The 24,337-nt window shown below is 63.3% G+C and carries 25 protein-coding genes; 15 read left to right on the forward strand and 10 right to left on the reverse strand.

Going from position 1 to position 24,337, the window contains the following annotated elements; all coding sequences use genetic code 11:
• The first annotated feature begins 7 nt into the window (after positions 1–7).
• Complete coding sequence (locus tag NKI41_RS20290) at positions 8–820, forward strand: ATP-binding cassette domain-containing protein (RefSeq protein WP_352684808.1); 813 nt, start codon at positions 8–10, stop codon at positions 818–820.
• Positions 821–852: 32 nt separating this feature from the next.
• A complete protein-coding gene (locus NKI41_RS20295; RefSeq protein ID WP_352684771.1) occupies positions 853–1,947 on the forward strand; it encodes a Gfo/Idh/MocA family protein in 1,095 nt (364 codons plus the stop codon).
• A gap of 12 nt (positions 1,948–1,959) precedes the next feature.
• On the opposite strand, the gene NKI41_RS20300 is transcribed toward NKI41_RS20295, so the two are convergent.
• The 6 genes from NKI41_RS20300 to NKI41_RS20325 all read right to left on the reverse strand — a co-directional run bounded on the left by NKI41_RS20300 (position 1,960) and on the right by NKI41_RS20325 (position 7,973).
• On the reverse strand, positions 1,960–2,829 hold the full coding sequence (locus NKI41_RS20300; RefSeq protein WP_352503161.1) for a polysaccharide deacetylase family protein: 870 nt from the start codon (positions 2,827–2,829) through the stop codon (positions 1,960–1,962).
• Between the two features lie 30 nt (positions 2,830–2,859).
• Positions 2,860–3,711 (reverse strand): ATP-binding cassette domain-containing protein, encoded by an 852-nt coding sequence (locus NKI41_RS20305; RefSeq protein WP_352684773.1) that lies wholly within the window; start codon positions 3,709–3,711, stop codon positions 2,860–2,862.
• Positions 3,708–4,841 (reverse strand): ABC transporter permease, encoded by a 1,134-nt coding sequence (locus NKI41_RS20310; protein ID WP_352684775.1) that lies wholly within the window; start codon positions 4,839–4,841, stop codon positions 3,708–3,710. Before NKI41_RS20310 ends, NKI41_RS20305 begins: the two co-directional genes overlap by 4 nt.
• Before the next feature lie 125 nt (positions 4,842–4,966).
• Entirely contained in the window at positions 4,967–5,959 is a 993-nt protein-coding gene (locus NKI41_RS20315) for a substrate-binding domain-containing protein (RefSeq protein ID WP_352542459.1), read from the reverse strand.
• 208 nt (positions 5,960–6,167) lie between these two features.
• Positions 6,168–6,941, reverse strand: a complete 774-nt coding sequence (locus NKI41_RS20320) for a FadR/GntR family transcriptional regulator (protein ID WP_352453268.1) — start codon at positions 6,939–6,941, stop codon at positions 6,168–6,170.
• A gap of 30 nt (positions 6,942–6,971) precedes the next feature.
• Positions 6,972–7,973, reverse strand: a complete 1,002-nt coding sequence (locus NKI41_RS20325) for a LysR family transcriptional regulator (RefSeq protein WP_352684777.1) — start codon at positions 7,971–7,973, stop codon at positions 6,972–6,974.
• Positions 7,974–8,083: 110 nt separating this feature from the next.
• On the opposite strand from NKI41_RS20325, the gene NKI41_RS20330 reads away from it, so the two are divergent.
• Together NKI41_RS20330 and NKI41_RS20335 are read left to right on the forward strand one after the other, a co-directional pair.
• Entirely contained in the window at positions 8,084–8,698 is a 615-nt protein-coding gene (locus NKI41_RS20330; RefSeq protein WP_352684779.1) for a nitroreductase family protein, read from the forward strand.
• On the forward strand, positions 8,695–9,552 hold the full coding sequence (locus tag NKI41_RS20335; RefSeq protein WP_352684781.1) for an EamA family transporter: 858 nt from the start codon (positions 8,695–8,697) through the stop codon (positions 9,550–9,552). The genes NKI41_RS20330 and NKI41_RS20335 overlap by 4 nt, the downstream gene beginning before the upstream one ends.
• Before the next feature lie 33 nt (positions 9,553–9,585).
• Here the strand turns inward: NKI41_RS20335 and NKI41_RS20340 are convergent, their stop codons facing one another.
• Positions 9,586–9,903: a hypothetical protein gene (locus NKI41_RS20340; protein ID WP_352684783.1), complete on the reverse strand. Its 318-nt coding sequence runs from the start codon at positions 9,901–9,903 to the stop codon at positions 9,586–9,588.
• A 480-nt stretch (positions 9,904–10,383) separates the two neighbouring features.
• Here NKI41_RS20340 and NKI41_RS20345 point away from each other — a divergent pair, with 480 nt between their 5' ends.
• Complete coding sequence (locus NKI41_RS20345) at positions 10,384–10,872, forward strand: nucleoside deaminase (protein ID WP_352684785.1); 489 nt, start codon at positions 10,384–10,386, stop codon at positions 10,870–10,872.
• A 94-nt stretch (positions 10,873–10,966) separates the two neighbouring features.
• Here NKI41_RS20345 and NKI41_RS20350 read toward each other — a convergent pair whose 3' ends face one another.
• The gene (locus NKI41_RS20350) at positions 10,967–11,863 is read right to left on the reverse strand and encodes an NAD-dependent epimerase/dehydratase family protein (protein ID WP_352579825.1); all 897 of its coding nucleotides are present in this window, start codon (positions 11,861–11,863) and stop codon (positions 10,967–10,969) included.
• A 152-nt stretch (positions 11,864–12,015) separates the two neighbouring features.
• Between NKI41_RS20350 and NKI41_RS20355 the strand changes: the two genes are divergently transcribed.
• Positions 12,016–12,954, forward strand: a complete 939-nt coding sequence (locus NKI41_RS20355) for an NAD(P)-dependent oxidoreductase (protein WP_352684788.1) — start codon at positions 12,016–12,018, stop codon at positions 12,952–12,954.
• A gap of 882 nt (positions 12,955–13,836) precedes the next feature.
• On the opposite strand, the gene NKI41_RS20360 is transcribed toward NKI41_RS20355, so the two are convergent.
• Entirely contained in the window at positions 13,837–14,616 is a 780-nt protein-coding gene (locus NKI41_RS20360) for a FadR/GntR family transcriptional regulator (protein ID WP_352684790.1), read from the reverse strand.
• A 144-nt stretch (positions 14,617–14,760) separates the two neighbouring features.
• Positions 14,761–15,750: a sugar-binding protein gene (locus NKI41_RS20365; protein ID WP_023675805.1), complete on the reverse strand. Its 990-nt coding sequence runs from the start codon at positions 15,748–15,750 to the stop codon at positions 14,761–14,763.
• Between the two features lie 426 nt (positions 15,751–16,176).
• Between NKI41_RS20365 and NKI41_RS20370 the strand changes: the two genes are divergently transcribed.
• The 9 genes from NKI41_RS20370 to NKI41_RS20410 all read left to right on the forward strand — a co-directional run bounded on the left by NKI41_RS20370 (position 16,177) and on the right by NKI41_RS20410 (position 24,283).
• Positions 16,177–16,917 carry an ATP-binding cassette domain-containing protein gene (locus NKI41_RS20370; RefSeq protein WP_023675804.1) on the forward strand — a complete coding sequence of 247 codons (741 nt, stop codon included), beginning with the start codon at positions 16,177–16,179 and terminating at the stop codon, positions 16,915–16,917.
• Positions 16,918–16,951: 34 nt separating this feature from the next.
• Positions 16,952–17,950, forward strand: coding sequence for an ABC transporter permease (locus tag NKI41_RS20375; protein WP_254820532.1), 999 nt, complete (start codon positions 16,952–16,954; stop codon positions 17,948–17,950).
• A gap of 315 nt (positions 17,951–18,265) precedes the next feature.
• On the forward strand, positions 18,266–19,093 hold the full coding sequence (locus tag NKI41_RS20380) for a helix-turn-helix domain-containing protein (RefSeq protein WP_352684793.1): 828 nt from the start codon (positions 18,266–18,268) through the stop codon (positions 19,091–19,093).
• A gap of 107 nt (positions 19,094–19,200) precedes the next feature.
• Positions 19,201–19,650 carry an SRPBCC family protein gene (locus tag NKI41_RS20385; RefSeq protein WP_352684795.1) on the forward strand — a complete coding sequence of 150 codons (450 nt, stop codon included), beginning with the start codon at positions 19,201–19,203 and terminating at the stop codon, positions 19,648–19,650.
• Positions 19,651–19,662: 12 nt separating this feature from the next.
• Positions 19,663–20,457, forward strand: coding sequence for an FAD binding domain-containing protein (locus NKI41_RS20390; RefSeq protein WP_352684797.1), 795 nt, complete (start codon positions 19,663–19,665; stop codon positions 20,455–20,457).
• 49 nt (positions 20,458–20,506) lie between these two features.
• Entirely contained in the window at positions 20,507–20,989 is a 483-nt protein-coding gene (locus NKI41_RS20395) for a (2Fe-2S)-binding protein (protein WP_352684799.1), read from the forward strand.
• 14 nt (positions 20,990–21,003) lie between these two features.
• On the forward strand, positions 21,004–22,371 hold the full coding sequence (locus NKI41_RS20400) for a xanthine dehydrogenase family protein molybdopterin-binding subunit (RefSeq protein WP_352684801.1): 1,368 nt from the start codon (positions 21,004–21,006) through the stop codon (positions 22,369–22,371).
• A 1-nt stretch (position 22,372) separates the two neighbouring features.
• Complete coding sequence (locus tag NKI41_RS20405; protein ID WP_254820526.1) at positions 22,373–23,377, forward strand: xanthine dehydrogenase family protein molybdopterin-binding subunit; 1,005 nt, start codon at positions 22,373–22,375, stop codon at positions 23,375–23,377.
• Positions 23,378–23,386: 9 nt separating this feature from the next.
• Positions 23,387–24,283: an AAA family ATPase gene (locus NKI41_RS20410; protein WP_352684804.1), complete on the forward strand. Its 897-nt coding sequence runs from the start codon at positions 23,387–23,389 to the stop codon at positions 24,281–24,283.
• Positions 24,284–24,337 lie beyond the last annotated feature (54 nt).

Raw genomic sequence — 24,337 nt, forward strand, 5'->3', positions numbered from 1 at the left:
GGCCGAAATGACCGAACCGGCAATGGAACTGCGCGGCGTCAGCGTCAATTTCGGCTCGGTGCGTGCCCTCCAGGACATCGACATCAAGGTCTATCCGGGCGAGGTCCACTGCCTGCTCGGCGACAACGGCGCCGGCAAGTCGACGCTGATCAAGGTTTTGTCCGGCGTCTATCGGCCGAGCAAGGGCGAAATCCTGGTCGACGGCAAGCCGGTCACCTTCCGCAGCCCGCGCGACGCGCAGGAGCTCGGTGTGGCAACGGTGTTCCAGGACCTCGGCATGATCTCGCTGATGTCGATCACCCGTAACTTCTTCCTCGGCCGCGAGCCGACCAAAAGCAGCCTGCCCTTCTCGCGCATCGACAAGGAGCGCGCCAACACCATTGCCAGGCAGGCGATGGCCGATATCGGCATTGACGTGCGCGATCCGACGCAGGCCGTCGGCACGCTGTCGGGCGGCGAGCGCCAGTCGGTGGCGATCGCCCGCGCCGTGCATTTTGGCGCGCGCGTGCTGATCCTCGACGAGCCGACTTCCGCACTCGGCGTCCACCAGGCGGCGATGGTGCTGAAGTTCATCATCGAAGCACGCATGCGGGGTTTGGCCGTGATCTTCATCAGCCACAACATCCACCATGCCTATCCGGTCGGAGACACCTTCACGCTGCTCAACCGCGGCCGCAATCGCGGCACCTACGCCAAATCGGAAATCTCGCGCGACGAGGTCATCTCGATCATGTCGGGCGGTGAGGATCTGAAGGCGGTCGAAGCGGAGATTGCCGGCCTGCTCGCCCAGATCGGCAACCGGTCGCCTGCGGCGGCTTGAGCAGACAATCGGACATTGCGGGGAATGATCCAATGAGCAGGATACGCGTCGGGGTCGTCGGCGCCGGCATGATCTCGCAGGTCGAGCATATCCCCAATCTGCTGCGCCTTGGTGAATTGTTCGAGCTGGTCGGGGTCGCCGATCCCTCCAGAATTTCGCGGCAGTTCGTCACCGACACCCATGGCATTGCCAATTTCGAAACGATCGACCAGCTCTTCGACCAATGCCTCGACGCGGTGGTGATCGGCTCGCCGGACCCGCTGCATCACGAACAGGTGCTGGCGGCGCTGGCGGTTGGCCTGCATGTCTTTTGCGAAAAGCCGCTCTGCTATTCGCTGGCGGAAATCGCCGGGATCATCGCCGCGCGCGATGCCGTCAGGAAAATCGTTCAGGTCGGCTATATGAAGCGCTTCGACCCGAATTACCGGCTGGCGCTCGCTTCGCTGCCTGGAACATCGAGCACGCTGCGCGCGGTCTCGGTGGAGGTAAACGATCCCGACGCCTGGCCGTTCATCGCCCATCAGCCCTACAGGCGCGGTACCGATATCCCACAAGACATGGTCGCCACTGTCGCCGCAAAGCAGAAGCGCCAGGTCGAAGAGGCCGTCGGCGTGCATCTGACCGATCTCGCTTTCCGTGGATTTACCGGCGCTTACAGCTCGGCCTTGATTCACGATGTCAATGCCGTACATGGCCTGCTCGATGCGCTCGGCGTGCCGGACGGCGAGGTCGCCGGCGCGCAGATCTTTGCCAATGGCGACGGCGGCCACGGCGCCGTCAGGCTGCTGGACGGGCAGGCACTGTGGACCATGACGCATCTCATCGTGCCCAAGCTCGCCGACTACAAGGAGCGGATAACGCTGTTCTTCGACGATGCCAGCCTCGAGCTCGAATTCCCCTCGCCCTGGCTCAACCATCATCCGACCCGGCTGACGGTGACGACCTCGGACGGTCACACGCTGTCGAAGAAAGATTTGCGTGCCGGTTACGCCGAAGCCTTCGTCGAAGAGATGCGTGGCTTCTGGGCAGCGATCGTCAATGGCGATGCGGTCGTCAACCCACCCGAACACGCCGCCCGCGACCAGGCGCTGCTGATCGGGCTGACCCGGCGGCATCTGGCCTCATAAGATCGTCGGCTTTCAGATCTTGGCGGCGCGCAGTTCATCACGCATGCCGCGCATGCCGATCACTTCGATGTCGAATTCGCTGATCCACGCCTTGACGCGCGCCGTCTTGAACAACGCGTATTCCTCGGTCCGCAGATGGGCATCCGGAGGATTGATCGCCTCGAAATCGCCTACCGTGTTGAAATGCAGCGACAGGAAACTCAACCCCTCCGGGATTCTGGCAAACATCGCGTGGTAGGCCGTCTGCGCATCCGTCTTGCGCGCCCAGGGCGTTTCCAGAACGATGTCGAACACCGGTTCGCCTGCCGCTTGCGCCTTTACGATTTCGGCATCGTAGCGGGCAATGTCCAGCTCACCGGCATAGCTCGCCGGGTTGTAGCCCGACAGGTCCTTCACCAGCAGCGCCGGCAGCCGGTATTCCCGGCCGAGCTTGCGATAGATGGCGATGAATTCCGGCATCTGCGCCGTGCCCATGTGAGCGTCGAGATGGGTGATGTCGATGCCGGCAGCGATGGCGCATTCGATCTGCGCACGCAGTTCCGCTTCCACCGCATCGGGATGGGCTTTGCGCGCCTGCGGTACGGTCGGCCAGAAATAGCCGAACTCGTCAGTCATCGCAGCCGATTTGGGCGGGTTGGTCAGCGGACGCCAGCGATACGGCTTCTGCTCGCTGGTCAGCGTCAAGTGCACGCCGAGGTCGAAATCGGGATTGGCGACGGCGATCTGAGCGGCTTCCGGGAACCACGGGCATGGCGCCATCACCGAACCGGAACTGCATGTGCCGAACTTCGACAGTTCGAAAAACGCGACATTTGCGCCATGGCTCATGCCGACGTCGTCCTCGTGGATGACGACACGCTTCCTTGCGGTCTTTACGGTCATTTCCTGCTCCTGACCTGCTGCATTGTCAGCTCACCCGACACGGGCAACGAGGTCGGTCAATTCGTCGAGCTCGATCTCGTCACGCCGGAACCGGCCCGCCACGCGCCCCTGCGCCAGAATCACCAGATCGTCGGCCACCGAGAGCGCGTGACGGAAATTGTGGGTGATCAGGATGACCGCCTGGCCCTGCTCGCGTGCCCTGAGAATGTGCTCGAGCACCCGGCCTGCCTGACGCACGGCCAGAGCCGACGTAGGCTCATCCAGCACAAGCAGCGACGATCCGAAGAACATGGCTCTTGCGATTGCCAGGGACTGGCGTTCGCCGCCGGAAATGTTGACGCCGCGTTCGTCCAGGCCGCGTTCCCAGCGCACCCCGAGCTGATGCAGCGCCGAGCGCGCCATGTCGTCGGCGCGTTTCATGTCGAGCCATTTGAACGGCCCGAAACCTTTCAGCGGTTCGCGGCCGAGCACGACATTGCGTGTGACCGACAGCAATTCGCAGACGGCAAGGTCCTGGAACACCGTGGCAATGCCGCGTTCGCGCGCCTGAGCCGGGTTGGCGAAAGCCACCTTCTCGCCGTTGAAGCGCAATTCTCCCCTGTCCGGCGGGAAGACGCCGGACAGGATCTTGATCAAGGTCGATTTGCCGGCGCCGTTGTCGCCCAGCAGCGCCAGGATGCGTCCGGCATAGGCGCTTAGCGACACGTCGACCAGCGCGGTGGTGGCGCCGAACCCTTTCGACAGGTTGACAGCCTCGATCACCGGCACCGCGCCGGCAGCGACCGGCTCGACCGGAGGACGGCGAAGGGTCAGGTCGTCGGAGCCGCTGCCGGCCGGCAGCCGGGCCCCGCGCTGGGCATCCAGGCCAGACGGCTCGCTCATCGCGTCTTCTCCTTCGCCAGGCTGCCGGCGGGCCGTATCTCCGCCGTTGCGGCGTTGCCGGCAATCGCCGCGTCGGCAGCACTGCTGTCGCGCTTGAAGCCGCCCATCGGCCTGGATTTGGCGATGCGGCGCGCCACCGAGGTATTGAGGATGACCGCGCCGACGACAATGACGCCGGTGAGCGTGCGGAAGAAATGGCCGGGAGCGCCTGCCAGCACCAGGCCGACCTGGATCATGCCGAAGGTGACGGCTCCGAGAATGGTGCCGATGACGCTGCCGTAGCCGCCGGCCAGCAGCGTCCCGCCGATAACGGTAACGGCTACCGCCTGCAGTTCGATGCCCTCGCCGCGCAATGCGTCGACGGAAGAAAAGCGGGCAACCTGGATGACGCCGGCGATGGCTGCCAGCGCGGATGTGATCATGAACAGGATGACGGTGACGCGGTCCACCGGTACGCCGAGATTGCGCGCCGCCTGTTCGTTCTGGCCACGTGCCTGGATCCAGTTGCCGAACCTGGTGCGCGCCAGCAGGAAGGTGCCTGCCAGCCCGATTGCCAGGAACCACAGCATCGACATACGAAAGCCGGCAAGCAGCGGACCCGCCATTATGGCCTTGAATCCAGGCGGAATGGCGACCGTCATCGGAAAGCCGCCGGTCAGCGCGATCAGTATGCCGCGCCAGATCAGCATGGTGCCGAGCGTCACGACGAAGGAATGGATGCGGAACCTGACCACGATCATGCCGTTGGCCCAGCCAAGCGCGGCTCCGACGGCCACCGCGACCGGCGCGGCGACGATCGGTGGCAGGCCGAAGTCGCGCATCAGCACCACGCAGACGAACGAGGTGAGTCCGAGCACCGCGCCCACCGACAAGTCGAAGTGACCGCCGATCATCAGCAGCGTGACGCCGACGCTGACGATACCGAGTTCGGCCGCGACGGCCATGATGCTGATGTAGGACAGCCTGGTGGGGAAAAGCTGCGGGCTGAGCGCGGTGAAGACCAGGAACAGGATGACGACGGCCGCGATCGACGTCGCCTCCGGCCGCAGCATCAGCCGTCTCAGCGCCTCGCCGGCGACCACACGGGAGGAAGGCTTGTTGGCCGCATTCGGCCCGGGCTGTTCGTTCATGCCGTCACCCCGATACAAGAGTGGCCACGAAGATGGCGAACGGGCGGCTTGGCCGCCCGTCCTGGACGCGTGCTAGGTTTTTGCTGTCGTCCAAAAACCACTGATGGACTTTTGGGCGGCGTGCATCAGCGATAGCCCTCCTTCACCAATGCCGAGACGCGCTCCACATTGTCCTTGTCGACGACCGTCGGACCGGTCAGGAAGTAGTTACCTTCGATCAGGCCGTATTTCAGGTAGTGGGTCAGGAGCAGCACAGGCATGTAGCCGCGCCAGAACTGCTGCTGGTCGATGGTGAACGCCTGCCGGCCATCCTTTATCGCATCGAGCGATTGCGCGACGATGTCGTAGCCGGTGAGCACCAGGTCGTCCCGGCCGCTGTCTGCCTTGGCGGAGAGGAAACCGTCGATCACGTCGCATGTGCTCGTGGCCGCGGCCGTATCGGGGTGCACGCGCAGGTAATTTGACAGCGCTTCCGCCTGCTGGCCCGGATCCATGGTCAGTTCGAGGAAGTCGGCCTCGATGCCGGCCTTCTTGAGCTCATCGATCTGCGACGTCGCCCTGAGCTGGCAGCTCGCGTCGCCCGGCTGTTGATTGGCGACCACGACGCGGCCCTTGACGCCCATCGAGACCAGTCGCTGCGCCGTCAACTTGCCCGCCGCCGCTTCATCAGATCCCGTGCGGAACAGGAAGAAATCGTTGGGATCGCGCACTTGCGAGCCGGACGGCGGCGCGGCGGCGCTGCCGAAGGCAATGCCGGCTTCCTTGGCGCGCGCGGCGACATCGGCATAGGACGAATCCTCGGCGAAGGCGCAAATGGCGATGCCGTTGGCCTGGGCGGCGATCGCCTCCTCGATCTTCTGCACCTGGTTTGGAATGGTAAGCTGATCCGGGAAAATATAGGTGACCTTCACGCCGAGGTTTTTGCCGGCCTCCTCGGCGCCGCGTGCCAGATAGCCATGAAAGCCCGTCGGTGCGGCACAGCCGACAAAGTAGATCGAGATATCCTTGTCCTGCGCCATGGCCGCCGCGCCGAAGACCGGCAGCAAGGCCACCGCCGAAATGGCGACAACCCGGCTGACGTGGAAGCCAATTTTCGATAGCCCATTTTTCATGCTCATGCCGATTTCCCCTATGCTTGTTGTTAAGGTCGACCCAAGCGACTTGCGCATCTGGAAGCTAGTCGGCAGCCGGTCCGTCAAACAGACCCATTTCACATCGATTGACGGGAACCATTCGTGCCGGGCCCGGCCGGCAAACATTTCGGCCGAGCGCGCACCTTCGGCTGCCGCACCGATACAATCCGACTGTTTGAATATATGGCGGCGGCTACCTGGACTTGATGACGCTGTCGGTATTGGCCAGCAGCTTGCGCACCGCATTGCGCGCCGCGTCCGGCCGCTGCAGACGGATGCTCTTCTCGATTGCCTCATGCAGCCTCTGCGCATGCTGCAAATCGTCGAGTTCCCGCGTGGTATAAGCAAACAGATGATCGAATGCCGATTCGATCAGCACGCCGAGCGGCACCAGCAGATCGTTGCCCGAGGCCCGCAGGATGGCGAGATGAAACCGCGTGTCGGCGCGCGTCCGCTCCTGCAGGTTGGTCGCCTCACCCATCTCGCGGCAGGCCTGGCTGATCTCGGCCATCTGCTCGTCGGTGCGCCGCATCGCGGCAAAGGCGCTGGCCTCCGGCTCGATGATGTGGCGGAACTCCTGCACGGTCCGGAGGAACACCTCGCGGTCCGGCGAGGTCGCGTACCAGGCCAGCACGTCGCGATCGAGCAGGTTCCAGCGTTCCTTCGGCTCGACCCAGCTGCCGATTTTGGGACGTGACGACAGCAGGCTCTTGGCCATCAGCATTTTTATGGCCTCGCGCACCGCCGAGCGGCTGACGTCGAAGGTCTCTGACCATTTGGCTTCGTTGGGCAGGATGGTTCCCGGCGGATAGTCGCCGCGCACGATCCTCAGCCCGATCTCGTTGGCGAGCGACGCATGCACGCTCGACCCCGGCATGCGCGCCGCATCGGCCCGGCGAATACCGCTCGTGCGTTCGGCGAACGCCTCGGCCGCTGTCTTTCCCTTATTCGGCTTCGCGTCCTGCATGGCTCCACAAAGTCCGGATTTGGAGGCGTGTCAAGGAGATGAGATCGACGGCAATATCTCAGTTTGATTTTCCGCCTCCGTCGCCTCGCCGACACCGCGCTTTGCCGAGCCTTCACGCCGGAGAGGCACGAACGGCTTCTCCTTGTCCCGGCTGAATTCCTCGATCAGGAAATCAAGGAAGACGCGGATTTTCGGGGCAAGATGCTGCCGTGCCGGATAGACCGCGTAGAGCGTGGTTTCGACCTTGTCCCAGTCATCCAGAGCCGATTGCAGCCGGCCTGCTTTCAGGTCGCTCTCGACATAGGGATAGGGGATCAGGCTGACGCCGAAGCCGGCACGCAACGCATCGCGCACGGCAAGGCTTGAAGAAACCGAGTATCGTCCGTCGATGGCGATCCGCTCGGTGCGGCCGTCCTTGCGGAATTCCCATATGTCCGCGTGCCCCGAGAGGCTGAACCGGATGCAATTGGCCGCCTTCAAATCGCCAGGCGCTTTGGGCCGGCCATGCTTCTCGAAATAGGACGGAGCTGCGCAAAGCACGTGCGACATGACCGCAAGCTTTCTGGCGACCAGGCTGGAATCCTCGAGATTGTCGCTGCCGCGAATGGCAAGGTCAAATCCCTCCCGCACGATATCGACGCGCCTGTCGTCAAGGTGCAGATCGAGCTTCAAATCGGGATAGCGCGATAGAAACGCGGGGATGGCAGCCGAAAGCCGCGTCAACGTGACAGTCATCGGCGCGCTGACCCGCAACGTGCCGCTCGGCGCCGTCTTGATCGGGCCGAGCACCTGGTCGGCCCTGGCCAGCGCATCGAGCCCCTGCGTGACATGCTCCAGGTAGATCCTGCCCTCTTCGGTCAGCGCCATGCGCCGCGTTGTCCGGTTGATGAGCCGCACCCCCAGATGCGCCTCCAGCTCGGCGATGTTCTTGCTGATGGCGGGAGGCGAGAGACCGAGCCGCCGTCCGGCTTCGGCAAAGCTGTTCAGTTCCGCCACCTGGCGGAAAACCTGCAACGCCGTCAGGCGATCCATCGCACCATTCTCTTCCAGTAAATAATGTCTTGCAATTGTTGCATATTATCGCTCATTGGTAAATTCTCTATCTGCTTCCCGAACGACTTTCTCAGTTTCGGAATGACATGATGACCAACCCCGCAATCTCCCTTATCGAGCGGCGCATGTCGGCCAATCGGTTCGATGCCTCGCACGCATTGACGGATGCCGAGATCGAGGAACTGGCACGCCTCGCAACGCGCGCGCCAAGCGCCTACAACCTTCAGAATTGGCGGTTCATCGCGGTGCGGACGCCGGAAGCAAAGGCACGATTGCGCAGCCTCGCCCATGGCCAGGCCAAGGTGCAGGACGCCGCCGTCACCTTCATCATCTGCGGCGTACTGCCCGACCACGCTGCCCTCAATGCCAGGCTGCGTCCTTTCGTCGAAGCCGGCTTCATGCCGGTGGATATGGCTTCGGGCTGGCGGGAGGGCGCCCGCGCCCAATATGCCGATCCTCTAGCGGCCCGCGACGAAGCGGTGCGCTCGGCAACGCTTGGCGCGGCAACGCTGATCTTCGCGGCCGAAGCGCTGGGGCTGGTCTCCGGTCCGATGGCAGGCTTCGATGCCGACGGCGTGGCGCGCGAGTTTGGCCTTGCGCGGAATGAAGTGCCGGTGATGCTCATCGCGGTCGGCCGCGCCGCGCCCGGAAACTGGCCGCAAAAGCCGCGCCGCCCTCTTGCCGAAGTTCTGGAAATCTTATGAAAACGCACCGTTCCGATCTGCTGCTTACAGCCATCGCACCCGCGATATGGGGCAGCACCTATATCGTCACCACGCAGTTCCTGCCGAACTTCTCGCCGATGACGGTCGCAATGCTGCGAGCCCTGCCCGCCGGATTGCTGCTGCTGGCGATCGTTCGGCAACTGCCGACGGGCATATGGTGGCTGCGCAGTTTCGTCCTCGGAGCCCTCAACATCTCGATCTTCCTGAGCATGTTGTTTGTCGCCGCCTACCGGCTTCCGGGCGGGGTCGCGGCGACCGTGCTGTCGGTCCAGCCATTGATTGTGATTTTCCTTGCCGCTGCCCTGCTTGCCAGCCCTGTCCGCCGGTTGGCGATCGTCGCCGCCCTTGTCGGGATCGTAGGTGTCGCGTTGCTGGTGCTGACCCCGAACGCGACGCTCGATGCGGCCGGCGTTGCCGCCGGCCTCGCCGGGGCGGCCTCAATGGCCTTCGGAAGCGTGTTGAGCCGCAAGTGGCAGCCGCCAGCATCGCTGCTCGCCTTTACGGCATGGCAACTGACTGCCGGTGGTCTCCTTCTCGTTCCGGTGGTCCTGCTTTTCGAACCACCCATCCCGTTCCCGACCGCGGCCAACCTGCTTGGACTGGCGTGGCTCGGGCTGATCGGTGCGGCGCTGACTTATGTCCTCTGGTTCCGGGGCATTGCGCGACTCGAATCTTCGGTGGTGTCATCGCTGCTTTTCCTCAGCCCGGTGACCGCCGTGCTGCTTGGATGGGTATTCCTGGATCAGACACTGACCTTGCCTCAAATCGCCGGCGTCGTTTTCGTCATCGGCAGCATCTGGCTGGCTCAACGCCCCAGTCGCAACGAGGCTTGAGCCTGGTGGTAGTGGGTCAGTTTGAAAATTCGATCAAGACGGATGGCCGAAGACGGTTAAAATAAGCTCGACCGCACCGAAGCTGCAGAAGAACACAACAGCACCATATGCAATCACCCGGCGCGGCATCAGGAAGCGCGCTGACCAAAATCCAGCACGAAGCCTTGCGTCTCGCTTCCCCAGTCGTTCGCCCCATGGAAGGTTCTGGTCATCGATTGACCCATAGAAATCGGTGCGCAGAATTATGCTTAGGAGTGCGACGAACATGGCTGCGAAACTCAGGGCCAAGACAACGACACATGCTGTTATTGGAATAAACAAGTGAGGATTGTTCGCCCACTCGTACTTCAAATGTCCTCACTCCCTGCTTTTTGGCCGCGAACCATAGGCTTCTCTGCCTCTTTGGCTTGGATCAGCGCGACGATATCACTGACGGAATGCAATATGCATTTTCCATATCGGGCTGAGCTCCTGTATGCTTACCGGAAAGCATGGGAGCAATCGTGAGCGATCACAATCAAGACGCATTGGAAGGTTGGACGTTTACCTCTGGCGAGATCTCAGCTGGCATGTACCGATTTGGCGGTCGCCATTATGACGGACGCTCGGTTGAACGGCAGGGCCCGGACTATGAGGCTATAAAGGCCGACTGCATGAATGATGCCCGGACACTTGGGAAGCCAGCCTATGCCAACCGGTCCTAGAGGCCAGAAGCGCCCTCCGATGTGATCGGCAACGCAGTCCATGTCATGCGCATTGCGACAGGCGAGGAAGCCGACGAAGTGATTGACGACGGCAAAGACCCCGCTGCAGCTGCCGGAGGATCTGCCGATGCCACAACGCCCCTATGATGAGCGGCTGCTCCGTCAGGCGTTCGAAGTCGCGCGCAGGGCCCGCGATGCCGGCGAACATCCCTTTGGTTCGCTGCTCGCCGACAAGGACGGCAAGGTGTTGCGCGAGCAGCCCAACGCTTACAAAGCCGGCGGGGGCGACCGCACCGCTCACGCCGAAAGGCTGCTGGCGTCGTGGGCGGGGATGAATGTCAGTCTCGAAAAGCTGGCTTCCTGCACCCTCTACACTTCGGCCGAACCTTGCGCGATGTGCTCCGGGACAATCTATTGGGCGGGCATCGGACGGGTCGTCTTTGGGCAGAGCGAACATGACCTCAAGGGGTTGACGGGCGCACATGTCGAGAACCCCACACTCGACCTGCCCTGCAGGATCGTCTTCGAAGCCGGGCAGCGTCCGACTGAAGTCGTCGGCCCGCTGCTTGCCGATGAAGCGGCGCAACTCCAGGCCGAATTCTGGAAGGACAAGTAGCTCGAGTTTGCCGCGCGCGGCAAACACGTGAACCTGGCCTCATGACCAGCAATTCGGGGCTGGCCCAGTGCCGGCTCCGCGTCAGCTGCGCCCGTCAGCTCGTCTTGACGTATTTCCGCCAGCTGTGCTCCGGCCGGAAGCCGAGCATGTCGCGCGCCTTGCGATTGGAGAGCAGCGTCTCGTATTCGCCAAGTTCACCTTTGACCGGCACATCGGGATAAAACCGCTTCAGCAGTTCGGCTGTCGGCAGGTCGGACGAGGTGTCGTCGTTGGCGGCGTTGAACACCTGATAACCGAGCCCGTCCTTCTCGATGGCGCGCAGCGTGATCTGGCCGAGGTCGCGCGCGTCGATATAGCTCCAGGCGATGCGCTTGCGGAAACCCGGATCGGCGAACCATTTCGGAAACAGCGAATATTCATGCGGCTCGATGACGTTGCCGATGCGCAAGGCATAAATGTCGAAGCCGCTGCGCAGCGCAAAGGCGCGCGCCGTCTTCTCGTTGACGACCTTGGACAGCGCATAGCTGTCCATCGGGTCGACGTCGTACTCCTCGTCGAGCGGAAAATGCGTCGGGTTGCGCGGCTCGTTGGCGAAGACCAGCCCGTAGGTCGTTTCGCTGGAGGCGATCACCACCTTGCGGATGCCGAGCTTCACCGCGGCCTCGATGACGTTGTAGGTGCCGAGCGCGTTGATGCGGAACACCTCATTGTCGGGCGTGATCATGATGCGCGGGATCGCCGCGAAATGCACCACGGCATCGACCGGCTGCGTACGCAGCGACGGGTCGAATTCATGCAGGCCCATATAGCTCGACAGCGCATTGAACACCTGCCCGCTGTCGGTGATGTCGGTGATCAGCGTGCGCACCTTGGGATTGTCGAGCGGCTTGGTGTCGATGTTGAGCACCTGGCAGCCCTGCTCGACCAGATACTGCACGACGTGGCGCCCGGCCTTGCCGCTGCCGCCGGTGAACATGATCCGCTTCGTCATTTTGCTCTCCACATTCCCTAAGATTCATGTGTATTGTCAGACAATATCGAACTCTGCAATCGCCTGCCACGGCGAGCGGCAAAAACCCGCTTCAACAATTCGCCGGCAAGCTGCAGCGCCGTCATCCATCATTGCAAATAGGACGAAATGACATGAACACGACCGCCGCGAGCGAAAAGATCGGCTTCATCGGGCTTGGCCTGATGGGGCACGGGATCGCGAAGAACATCGTCGACAAGGGCTATCCGCTGACGTTTCTCGGCCGCAAGAACCGCGCGCCGGCGGAAGACCTGCTCGGCCGCGGTGCCAAGGAAGCGGAGACCTCGCGCGACGTCGCGGCGGCATCGACGGTTGTCTTCATCTGCGTCACCGGCTCGCGCGAGGTCGAAGCCATCATCCGCGGCCCAGGCGGTCTCAAGGAAGGCCTGAAGCTGGGATCGGTTGTCGTCGATTGCTCGACCTCGGATCCTGTCTCGACGGTGACGCTGGCCGCCGAACTCAAGGGGCTCGGCGTCGATTATGTCGATTCCCCGCTCAGCCGCACCCCGAAGGAGGCTTGGGAAGGCACGCTCGACGCCATGGTCGGCGCGCCTGATGCGGTCTTTGCCCGGCTGAAGCCGGTGCTCGAAACCTGGGCCGGGCGCATCGTCCATATCGGCGATACCGGCGACGGCCATCGCATGAAGCTGCTCAACAATTTCATCTCGCTCGGCTACGCCGCGATCTATTCCGAGGCGCTGGCGCTGGCGCAGAAGGTTGGCATCTCGCCGCCGCGCTTCGACAGCGTCATCCGCAACGGCCGCATGGATTGCGGCTTCTACCAGACCTTCATGCGCTGGACGCTGGAAGGCGACCGCGACGCGCACAAATTCACCATCGCCAACGCCTTCAAGGATCTCACCTATCTCGAATCGATGGCGGGTGCTGCCGGCATCGCCAACCCGCTCGGCAACGCCACCAAGAACGCCTTCGCCGGCGCCTTCGCCACCGGCCCCGCCGATCAGTACGTGCCGATGCTGGCGACGCACATCGGCAAGGTCAACGGCGTCGACCTGATGCCGACCAGGGATGGCAAAAAGCAGACGATCTGAGAACGTTGGGGTTAACGCCTGGGAAGTGTCGCAACTGCAAACGTTCGCTGCCGACCAGCTACATCCGCCAATCTCCAACGCTGGCGATTAGCATATGACACCACACCTTCGTCATCCCAGGGCGGAGCAGGAGCGAAGCGACGTCGTGCAGACCCTGGGATGACGAAGGGAGGGTTTCGGCTAATCTCCTAGATTTGCGATTTGCGACTAACGGGAATGCTGGTTGACCCGACTTACACGCAGTTGGCCGAGAAACGATCGAATCAGCGGCGAAACCGGCCGATAATGTCGGTATTGGCGAGAAGTCTGTGCACCAAAGCACGCGCACTTCCGATCGGAAGAAGCCGGAAACAAAAAAACCGCCTCGGCGGGCGGGTCGTTGGAGCCAATTGGCACCATACGCAAATTAGTAGCATAGCTGCCGGCACAAAGCAAGAACAAAATAGCTGCGAAGGCAAAAAAGTCCGAATTCCTGTCCCACCCGAGGTCGCCGCCCCTCATTGCTTGGCCCTAAGGTTGGTGATTGGCGAAGGCCGAAGTGGCATCCAATCTCCCCCCTCTGTTGCGCTGGGCAATCGCATTTGGATTCTTACGAAGATGGACCCCCACCCTAACCCTCCCCACAAGGGGGAGGGAATGCTGCCGCGCGCCTTTAACTTCCCCTTTGGCGCCGAAAGGCAGGCAATTTGCCGAGGTCAGCGCCAACGGAAGTCTCCCTCCCCCTTGTGGGGAGGGGTTAGGGGTGGGGTCCATCGTAGAGCGAAAGCCTCGGCTTGCTATCTGCGATGGCCCCCTCGTGGGCGAGATGTCCGGTAGGACAGAGGGGGCGCGAAGGAATGCGAGTTTTGCAACAGTTCTGAGCAACGCTGCCCTGTGCAACCATCACCGCCGCGACCGGCCGATGACATCGTCGGTGTTGGCAAGAAGCCTGTGCACCGCGGCACGGGCTGCAGCTGGCCGCTGCAGGCGGATGTTCTTCTCGATTGCCTCATGCAGCCTCTGCGCATGCTGCTGGTCGCTGGTTTCGCGCGTGACGAAAACAAACAGGTGGTCGAGCGCCGATTCGATCAGCACGCCGAGCGGCACCAGCAGATCGTTGCCCGAGGCCCGCAGGATGGCGAGATGAAACCGCGTGTCGGCGCGCGTGCGCTCCTGCAGGTTGGTCGCCTCGCCCATCTCGCGGCAGGCCTGGCTGATCTCGGCCATCTGCTCATCGGTGCGCCGCATGGCGGCAAAGGCGCTTGCCTCCGGCTCGATGATGTGGCGGAACTCCTGCACGGTCCTGAGGAACACCTCGCGGTCCGGCGAGGTCGCGTACCAGGCCAGCACGTCGCGATCGAGCAGGTTCCAGCGCTCCTTCGGCTCGACCCAGCTGCCGATTTTCGGGCGTGACGCCAATAGGCTCTTGGCCATCAGCATCTTGATCGCCTCGCGCACCGCCGAGCGGCTGACGTCGAAGGTCTCCGACCATTTGGCTTCGTTGGGCAGGATGGTTCCCGGCGGATAGTCGCCGCGCACGATCCTCAGCCCGATTTCATTGGCGAGCGAGGCATGCACGCTCGAGCCGGGAAAGTGTGCGGCGTCGGCACGCCGAACGCCGGCCGGCCGCCCAGGCTCTGCCTTCAACTTGGCGGGTCGCTTTTTTGATGTCGCGTCCGGCATTCGTATTCCCCGGCAGCTGCTTGTCGAAAGCCTGAATTCAGGGCACGACAAAGCAGCGGCCTACGCTCCAAAGCAGCGTCGCCTCGTGCGTTTGTATGGACGATGCGTAACGGGGCGCCCGACGGGCGCCCCGAAACTGCGAACCTACTTCTGGATGCAGGTGTCGACGGTGTCCTTGGTGCATTCGTCGAGGCCGGTGAACACCGGATCGGCGACCGGCTTGCCGTCGACCAGGTCGATCATCACCGAGGGCGCCTTGTAGCCCATCTCGAACGGCCGCTGGCCAACCAGTGCGGTCACCAGCCCGTCACGAGCAATCGCCACCTCGTCGCCGATCGTGTCGGCGGCGCCGATGACGAAGGCGTTGCTGGCGATCTTGTCGGCCATCGGCTTGAACAGGTCGCGGTAGGGCTGCGGAGCGCCGAACAGCGGCCAGCCGCCCATGATGCCGAAGGCGTCGAGATCGGGATTGGCGGCGAGGATGTCGGTCATCGCCTGCACGCCCTTGGCGCCGTCGTCATTGGTGAACACCGGGCAGCCGGCAACTTCCGTCCAGCCGCCTTCGCCCGCCAGCGCCGCGAGGCCGTCCTTGCCCGACAGCGCGTCACGCATGCCCTGCGCGCGGCGCAGGATATTGTCGGCGGCCGGATTGCCTTCGATGGTGCAGATCTTGCCGCCATTCGGCTTGGCCTTCTTGATGTATTCGCCGATCTTGTGACCCATCAGGTAATTGTCGGTGCCGAGATAGGTCTTGCGCAGCGCCGCATCTTCCTTGCTGAGGTCGGCGTCGAGGGTCATGATCGGGATCGACGGATTGGCGCTTTTGATCGTCTGCGCGATCAATGGCGCGTTCGACGGCGAAATCGCCATCGCCACCGTGTCGGGCTTGCTCAGCATGTCCTGGACGATCTGGGCTTCACCGGCCTCATCCGAGGTCGACGCCGGTCCGGTGTAGAAGCACTCATATTCCGAGCTGGCGTTTTCCTTGTTCCATTTCTCGCAACCCTGGTGGATGGCCTCGAAGAATGGATTGTCGAGACCCTTCACGACGATGACGAGCTGTTTCTTGGCCATAGCCGGCCCTGCACCCAGCGCCATGACGGCGGCGGCGGCGAGCAATAATGATTTCCTCATGTCAGTCCTCCCTTTGAAATAAACGGACACGGCGTGCCCGCCACACACAGACCGACCCGGAGCAAGATGACAGAGGACGTCGCACTCGTGTCGCCAAGCCAGGTCGATAAGCATTTTCGTATTCAGTCTCAGACCGGCACCGACAGATACTGCTGGTTGCCAAATCCCTGACCGACAAACCCTCACCGATTCCTTCCGGCAACCCGGGAGATCGGCGCAAGCTCCTCCGACACTTAGCTAATATCGCCTTGTCACCGACGTCAATGCTATTTGTCCTACAAAACTGATTTTTCGAAAGAAGCCGTGGTTGACGCCAAGGTGGCTTATGCGTAAATGGGCAAAATCGCTGCCTCCGGGAGGAACTGGGGAGAGCGAAAGGCCGCGGCAGAACCGCAGGCCGCAAAGCACGGGGAGGCAAGAAGGCTGGTGGCGGTTCTCGAACTCACCAACATCTCGAAGCATTTTGGCGCCATCCAGGCGGTCAACGACGTTTCGTTGTCGATCGAGGCCGGACAGGTTGTCGGCCTGATGGGCGACAACGGCGCCGGTAAGTCGACGCTGGTCAAGATGATCGCCGGCAATTTCCCGCCGAGCCATGGCACGATGCAGATGGACGGCAAGGAGCTGATCCTGCACAAGCCGGTCGAGGCGCGCCAGCACGGCATCGAAATCGTCCATCAGGACCTGGCTCTGTGCAACAATCTGACGGCCGCCGCCAACGTCTATCTCGGCCGTGAATTGCGCCGCGGCCTCGGGCCGCTTCGCATCCTCGACTATGCCGCGATGTACAAGCGTGCCGGCCAGATCTTCGCCGAGCTGAAATCCGAAACGCGCCCGCGCGACCTGGTCAAGCAAATGTCGGGCGGCCAGCGGCAGGCGGTGGCGATCGCCCGCACCATGCTTTCGCAGGCCAAGATCGTGCTGATGGACGAGCCGACGGCGGCGATCTCGGTGCGCCAGGTCGCCGAGGTGCTGAACCTGATCCGCCATTTGCGCGACCAGGGCATCGCCGTCGTGCTGATCAGCCACCGCATGCCCGACGTCTTTGACGTCGCCGACCGCGTCATCGTCATGCGGCGCGGCCGCAAGGTCGCCGACAAGACGATCGCATCGAGTTCGCCGGAAGAAGTCACCGGACTCATCACCGGCGCCATCGAACAGGTATGATTGACGCCTCAACCATGAGTAAAAAAGGTCGATAATGGCAGTCACCCTTGATCAGACGATCGCGCACAAGCAGCACACCTTGCTGAGCAAGGTGTTTGCCAGCCAGACCTTCTGGGTGGTGATCGCGGTCATCCTCGCCTGCCTGTTCCTGTCGGTGGCCACGGATTCCTTCGCCACGACCAAGAACCTCTACAACATCACCCGCAACGTTACCTTCGTCGCCATCGTGGCGCTCGGCATGACCTTCGTCATCATCACCGGCGGTATCGACCTGTCGGTCGGCTCGGTGCTTTGCCTGTGCTCGATGGTGCTGGCCGTGACCATGCATGCCGGCTACGGCATTGAGATCGGCATTGGCGCTGCGATCGCCACAGCGCTGATCATCGGCGCCTTCAACGGGGTTCTGATCGCCTATCTCGGCTTTCCGCCTTTCGTGGTGACGCTCGGCATGCTGTCGATTGCGCGCAGCCTAGCCATGGTCGCCTCCAACAACACCGTCGTCTTCCAGTTCGGGCCGGACCACGACAAGCTGCTGGCACTGGGCGGCGGCGCCTGGGTGTTCGGCATTGCCAATCCGGTGCTCTACATGATCGTGCTGGCGTTGATCACCGGCTTTGTGCTGCGCTGGACGAAATTCGGCCGGCACATCTTCGCCATCGGCGGCAACGAGCATGCGGCAACGCTGACCGGCGTTCCGGTGCGCCAGATCAAGGTCGTAGTCTACATGATCTCGGCATTGGCGGCAGGGCTTGCCGGTATCATCCAGACCGGCTGGCTGGGCGCGGTCACCACCAATCTCGGCAACGGCATGGAGCTTCAGGTGATCGCCGCCACCGTCATCGGCGGCGCCAACCTGGCCGGCGGCATGGGCACCGCCTTCGGCGCGGTCGTCGGCGCCGCGCTGATCGAGGTCATCCGCAACAGCCTCGGCCTGCTCGGCATCAATGCCTTCTGGCAAGGCGTGTTCATCGGCGGCGCCATCCTGCTCGCCGTGCTGTTCGACCGCATCCGCAATTTCAGGCGCAACGACTGACGTTCAAGCGCAGCCTCCCCCTTCTCCCCTTGTGGGAGAAGGTGTCGCCGAAGGCGACGGATGAGGGGGGCTCCAGTTTGGCATCGCCTCATTTCTTCCAACACCCCTCAACCGTCTCGGCGCTAGCGCGCCGATCCACCTTCTCCCCCTGGGGGAGAAGGGGACGCGCTCCTATCGCCGGGTCTGAAAATCCGCCGCTGCGGCGCATGGCCGGCGCCCGGACGTGCACATCCGTCTTGACGCAAGCCCGAACTGCGCCGCACAATCGCTCGCAGCAGGCGAAGGGAGGCCAGTCGCCTGCGGGAGGATATACCCATGACGGAAGCGATCAGGCTCTACTGGGGCCGGTTCGGACATGTTTCTGTCCTGAACGTCGCCAGCGACTTCGTCACCCACGCCCATGTCGAGGCGCATATCATCATCTGGCTGGAAGGCACCGCCGGCGAGATGACCATCGGCCGTGAGACGGTGCGGCTTGGACCGGGCACCGCCGCCGGCATCAATTCCTTCCAGCCGCACAGCCACGCTCTCTCCCGCGACGGCACGCCCGGCCTGTTCCTCGCCTTTTACATCGATCCGGACTGGGCACGGAAACGCCGCGAGCTGCCTTCCGCCGCGCCGCTGTTCTCCGCCCCGGCAATCACGCTCGAGCCTTGGCTGCACAAGGCAGCGGCTAACCTCCTCGACCATCTCAGCGACAATGAGAGCATCGACGACATCGCCAATTACGAGATCGAGCGCTTCATCGACAGCGTGCTCGATGCCGCCGACGCGTCCGCACCGCAGACCGTGCGTGCCCGCGTCAGCACCATGCAGGATTTCCGCGTCCGCAAGGCGATCCAGCTGATGAAAGCCAATGTCTGCGAGCGCATCTGCTTCGACGACGTGGCGCGCAGCGTCGGCCTGTCGCGGCCGCATTTCTTCGCACTGTTCAAGGAACAGACCAATCTGACGCCCAACGTCTATTGGAACACGCTGCGCATGGAGGAAGCGGTGCGGCAGTTGCAGTGGTCGCAGGAGCCGCTGATCTCGGTCGCCTGCAATCTCGGCTTCACCACGCAAGGCAATTTCTCGCGCTTCTTCCGCGACCATGTCGGCGTCCCGCCGACGCTTTACCGCGAAGCGGCGCGGGCGATCAGCTGAGCGCCTGTTTTTCAGACTATTTGATAGGCGTTCAAGACGCATTGATAAGCGCCGCCGAGCCTGCCGCCCTACCCTCCCAGGCAGCTGATTTGCGAGGGAACGTTCAAATGGCGAAAGTCACCATCTCCAGCGTCATCGACGCGCCGGTCGAAAAGGTCTGGGCGCGCATACGCGACTTCAACGGCCTGCCGACCTGGCACCCGCGCATGGTCGAAAGCCATATCGAGGACGGCAAGGATGCCGGCACGATCGGCTGCGTGCGCAATTTCCAGCTCGCCAGCGGCGCCCGCCTGCGCGAAAAGCTGCTCGATTTCTCCGACGAGAACTTCCTCGTCAGCTACGCCATCCTGGAGACGCCGCAGCCGCTCACCAACCACAAGGCGACGCTGCAGTTGCGGCGGGTGACCGACGGCGACCGCACCTATGCCGAATGGACCGCCAGCTTCGACGCGCCCCCAGAGGAAGCCGACAAGCTGGCCGAAGGCATGGGCGCCAACGTCTTCCAGGGCGGCTTCAACGCCCTGAAGGCCCATTTTGCCGGCCAGAGCCAGGCGTAAAGGGAGCGTTCCATGACGCTTGCATTGCAGACTTTCGCGACGGTGAAGGACGCCGGCGCGGCGCTGAAAGCCGCCGGCACCCGCTACCTCGGTGGCGGCACGTTGGTCGTGCGCGCCGCCAATGAAGGCGACGTGTCGATCTCCGGTTTCGTCAGGTCGACCGAACCGGCGCTGTCGGTTATCCACATTTCCGGCGGCGAGGTCCGCATCGGCGCTTCGGTGACCATGGCGGCGATCGCCCGCCATCCGGATCTCGCCCCGCTGGCCCACGCCGCGCGCGCCGTCGGCGGCCCGGCGATCCGCAACATGGCGAGCGTCGGCGGCAATCTCTTCGCGCCAACGCCTTACGGCGATTTCACCGTTGCGCTGCTGGCTCTGGACGCAACGGTCAGCACCAGCGACGGCGAGCTGCCGATCGAGACATTCCTGGCAAGGCGCGAGAGCAATGACGCTATCGTCACCGCGGTCGGCTTCACGCTTCCGACCGAAGGCGGCTTTCGCTTCCTGAAAGTGTCGCGGGTCAAGCCAAAGGGCATTTCGGTGCTGAGCATCGCCACCGTGCTGGAACAGGCGCCGGACGGCACTGTCACGTCAGCGCGGATCGCGCTCGGCTGCATGGCCGACCGGCCGATCCGTGCCAGGGCGGCGGAGAAAGCCTTGATTGGCCGGAAACTCACCAGCGAGGGCATCGCACCGGCACTGGCCGTTGCCCGCGACGGCACTTCGCCGCCAACCGATCCGATCGCCAGCGCCTGGTATCGCAACGAAGTCCTGCCGGTCCATCTCGGCCGGCTGCTGCTCGCCTGAAAGACCGTGGCGCATATGTCCGCCTGGCTGCGGCGCAAGGAGTAAAAAGATGGCAAAGGTCCCGATTCAGTTCACGCTCAATGGTGCGGAGAAAGCCGAGTTCATCGACAGCGGCACGACGCTGCTTCATGCGTTGCGCGACAAGATCGGCGACACCTCGCCGAAGGGCGGCTGCCATCAAGGCACTTGCGGCGCCTGCTCGGTCATCATCGACGGCGAGCTCAGGCTGTCCTGCCTGACGCTGGCCGAGACCTGCAATGGCGCAACTATCGCCACGACCACGGGGCTTTCGGAAGGCGGCGTGCTGCATCCGCTGCAACGCGCTTTCCTCGATGCTTTCGCCACGCAATGCGGTTTCTGCACGCCGGGCATGATCATGGCCGCCAAGGTGCTGCTGGATCACACGCCGAACCCCAGCCGCGAGGATGTGGTCGAGGCACTGTCCGGCAATATCTGCCGCTGCACCGGTTACGAGCCGATCATCCAGGCAGTTCTGAGCGCCGCGCGCTCCAATTCGCAGAACGCGGCTTGAGGGGAGTTAAGAAAATGGAACTCCGCAAGAGCTATTTCGCCGACCAGCGCAAGGACGATCTGCACGAGATCGGCCAGCCGCGGCCGCGTTCGGATTCGCCCGGCCATGTCACCGGCAAGACCGCCTATTTCGCCGACCGCAATTTTCCCGGCATGCTGCACCTGAAGATGGTGCGCAGCCCGCATCATCACGCCCGCATCCGCAGCATCGATACGTCAGAGGCGGAAAAGCACCCCGGCGTCGTCAAGGTGCTGACCGCCAAGGATGTGCCGCACAATGTCTACACCATCCTGATCCTGATCCAGATCGGGCCGGAGGACGAGACGGTGCTGGCCGACGGCAAGGTGCGCTGGAAGGGCGAGGCCGTGGTGGCGGTGCTGGCCGAGACCGAGCGCGCCGCGCAGGAAGCCGCCGCCAAGGTCAAGGTCGATTACGAGGTGCTGCCGGCCGTCTTCGACATGGACGAAGCGCTGAAGCCCGGCGCGCCGATCGTCAACGAATATCACGGCCGGAATTATTACCTCTACGACAGCGGCGAATGCCGCAAGGTGCGCTTCGGCGATGTCGAGGCAGGCTTTACAGGAGCCGACCACGTGCTCGAACAGACCTACCAGTCTTCACCGATCGAGCATGCGCCGACCGAAACGACCGGCTGCATCGTCGCACCCGAGGGTAACGACCGCTTCACCTGCTACACCAACACGCAGGCGATGTTCTTCACCCTCGATAACGCCTCGATCATCCTGCAGATGCCCGGCAACAAGCTGCATTTCGTCGGCGGCACTGTCGGCGGCGGCTTTGGCGGCAAGGTCGACGTCATCGTCGAGCCGATCGCCATCCTTGGCGCCAAAATAACAGGACGACCGGTCTGTTTTATCTACAGCCGCGAGGAAGAGATGCAGATTTCCTCGCCGCGCGCCGCCGAGAAAGTCGTCATCAAGGACGGCGTCATGAACGACGGCCGCATCGTCGCGCGCAAAGTGAACGGCTACACCGACGCCGGCGCCTATTCGCGCCATTCGCCCTACGGCGCGCAGAAGGGCGCCGGCCATTATCCCGGCCCCTATACGATCCCGAACGTCTGGATCGACACCTACTGCGTCTACACCAACCGCACCCCGTCCTCGGCGATGCGCGGCTTCGGCGTCACCATCGGCGATTTCGCGCTGGAGGTGCAGATGGACAAGCTCGCGCGGCTGATCGGCATGGACCCGCTCGAATTCCGTTTCATCAACGCCTATCGCGATGGCGACATGAAAGCACATCGGCAGCCGACCGAGGGCGCGGCACTGATCGAGTGCATGCAGGAAGCCTCGCGCGCCGCCAACTGGCCGGTAGCGGAAAAATTCATGGCGATGTCGTCTTGCGCGAAGGGAGCTTGAGATGGCGATCAGGCGCGGACGCGGCGTCGCCGCGATCAATTATCCGACCGGCATGAATCTCGGCGGCGACCCGACCCAGGCGCTGGTGCATTCGACGCCGACCGGCAATTTCATGGTGACGCTGTCGAGCGTCGATCTCGGCCAGGGCATGAAGCAGATCATGGCGCAGATCTGCGCCGAGACGATCGGCGTGCCGACCGACCGTGTCGTCGTCGACACCGCCGACACCGACACCGGCCCGCACTGCATGGGCACCTTCGCCTCGCGCGGCACACACCGGGCCGGCAACGCCGTCATCCAGGCGGCCAGGGAAGCCCGCCAGGTGATGCTGGAAGTGGCAGCCGAGGAGCTGGAGGTGAATGCCTCGGACCTCGAGACCGATGGCCAGGGCAACATCCTGGTCAAGGGCGCGCCGCAGAAATCGATCTCGATCTTCGATGTCGCGCTGTCGGCGCATTTCAAGCGCGGCCGTTCGATTTCCGGCCGCGGCATGTTTTTGATCCCGCGCTCCTATCCGGAGAAAGAGACCGGCGCGATGAAGCCGTCGACCTGCTACGCGCACGCCTGCACGGTTGCCGAGGTCGAGGTCGACGACGAGACCGGCGAGGTCACCGTGCTGACCGTGAAGAACGTGTTTGAGATCGGCCGCGCGCTGAACCCGAAAATGGTCGAGCAGCAGCTCGTCGGAGGCTCGTGGATGGGCATCAGCCATGCGCTCTACGAAACGACCGAACCCTATTATCCCAATCGCGACCATGGCGGCACCGACTTCAACCAATATCTGATGCCGGGTCCTGGCGATCTCGCGCAAACCGAGATCATCGTGCTGGAACGGCCCTCGGCGGACGGGCCGTATGGCGCCAAGGGGCCGGGCGAAATGTGCGCCAACCCGCAGATCCCGGCGGTCGCCAATGCCGTCTTCGACGCCGTCGGCGTGCGCATCGACACGCTGCCGATCACGCCGGAGCGCATCCTGCGGGCGCTGAAGGCGCAAGCATCGAACTGAGTGCTGGAAATGCCCAAGAGAAGCGCCCGGACTTCAAGCGCAGAGACAGTCGCGACCTCGCCGGAGACGGTGGCGTCCCGCCTCGCCGCCTCGCACTATCTCGCCGATGAGAGCCTGGCCACCGCAATCTTCCTGGCGATCCGGCTGGGCAAGCCGCTGCTGCTCGAAGGCGCGCCCGGCGTCGGCAAGACCGAAGCGGCGAAGGCGATAGCCGAACTGCTCGGGCGCGATCTGGTGCGGCTGCAATGCTATGAAGGCATCGACGCCGCACATGCGCTATACGAGTGGAACTACCAGCGCCAGCTGCTCGCCATCCGCCATGCCGGCGAGCACGAGGTCGACATCTATGACGACCGTTTCCTGATCGCGCGGCCGCTGCTGCAGGTGCTGAAGGCGCCGGAAAAGCGCGTGCTGCTGGTCGACGAAATCGACCGTTCAGACCATGAATTCGAAGCGCTGCTGCTGGAGTTCCTGTCCGATTTCCAAATCAGTATTCCCGAGCGCGGCACCATTCGCGCGACGGCGCAGCCGATCGTCATCCTGACCTCGAACCGCACCCGTGAACTGGCAGAAGCGCTGCGGCGGCGCTGCGTCTATCACTGGATCACCTATCCCGACGCCATTCGCGAGGCCGAGATCATCATGCTGCGCGCCGGCGACGTCGCCGAGGCCACGGCCCGCGCCGTGGCTTCCGCCGTGCGCGACATCCGCGCGCGTCCGCTGGCCAAGCCGCCAGGAATCGCCGAGGCGGTCGAATGGGCCAACGCCGCCACCATCCTCGAAAAGGGCGGCAGCCCCTGGCCGGAAGCCTTCCGCCGCGCCATCGGCGTGCTGATCAAAGACGAGGAGGATCTATCCTGCATCGCGCCGGAGCTCGGCAAGATTGTCGAGGAGGCGCTGGCGTGATGCACGATCGAAGCGCGCTAGCGCGATACCCCAGGGCTAGTGCGCGACGCTGGC

Source organism: Mesorhizobium sp. M0601, assembly GCF_040320845.1.
Lineage (GTDB): Bacteria > Pseudomonadota > Alphaproteobacteria > Rhizobiales > Rhizobiaceae > Mesorhizobium.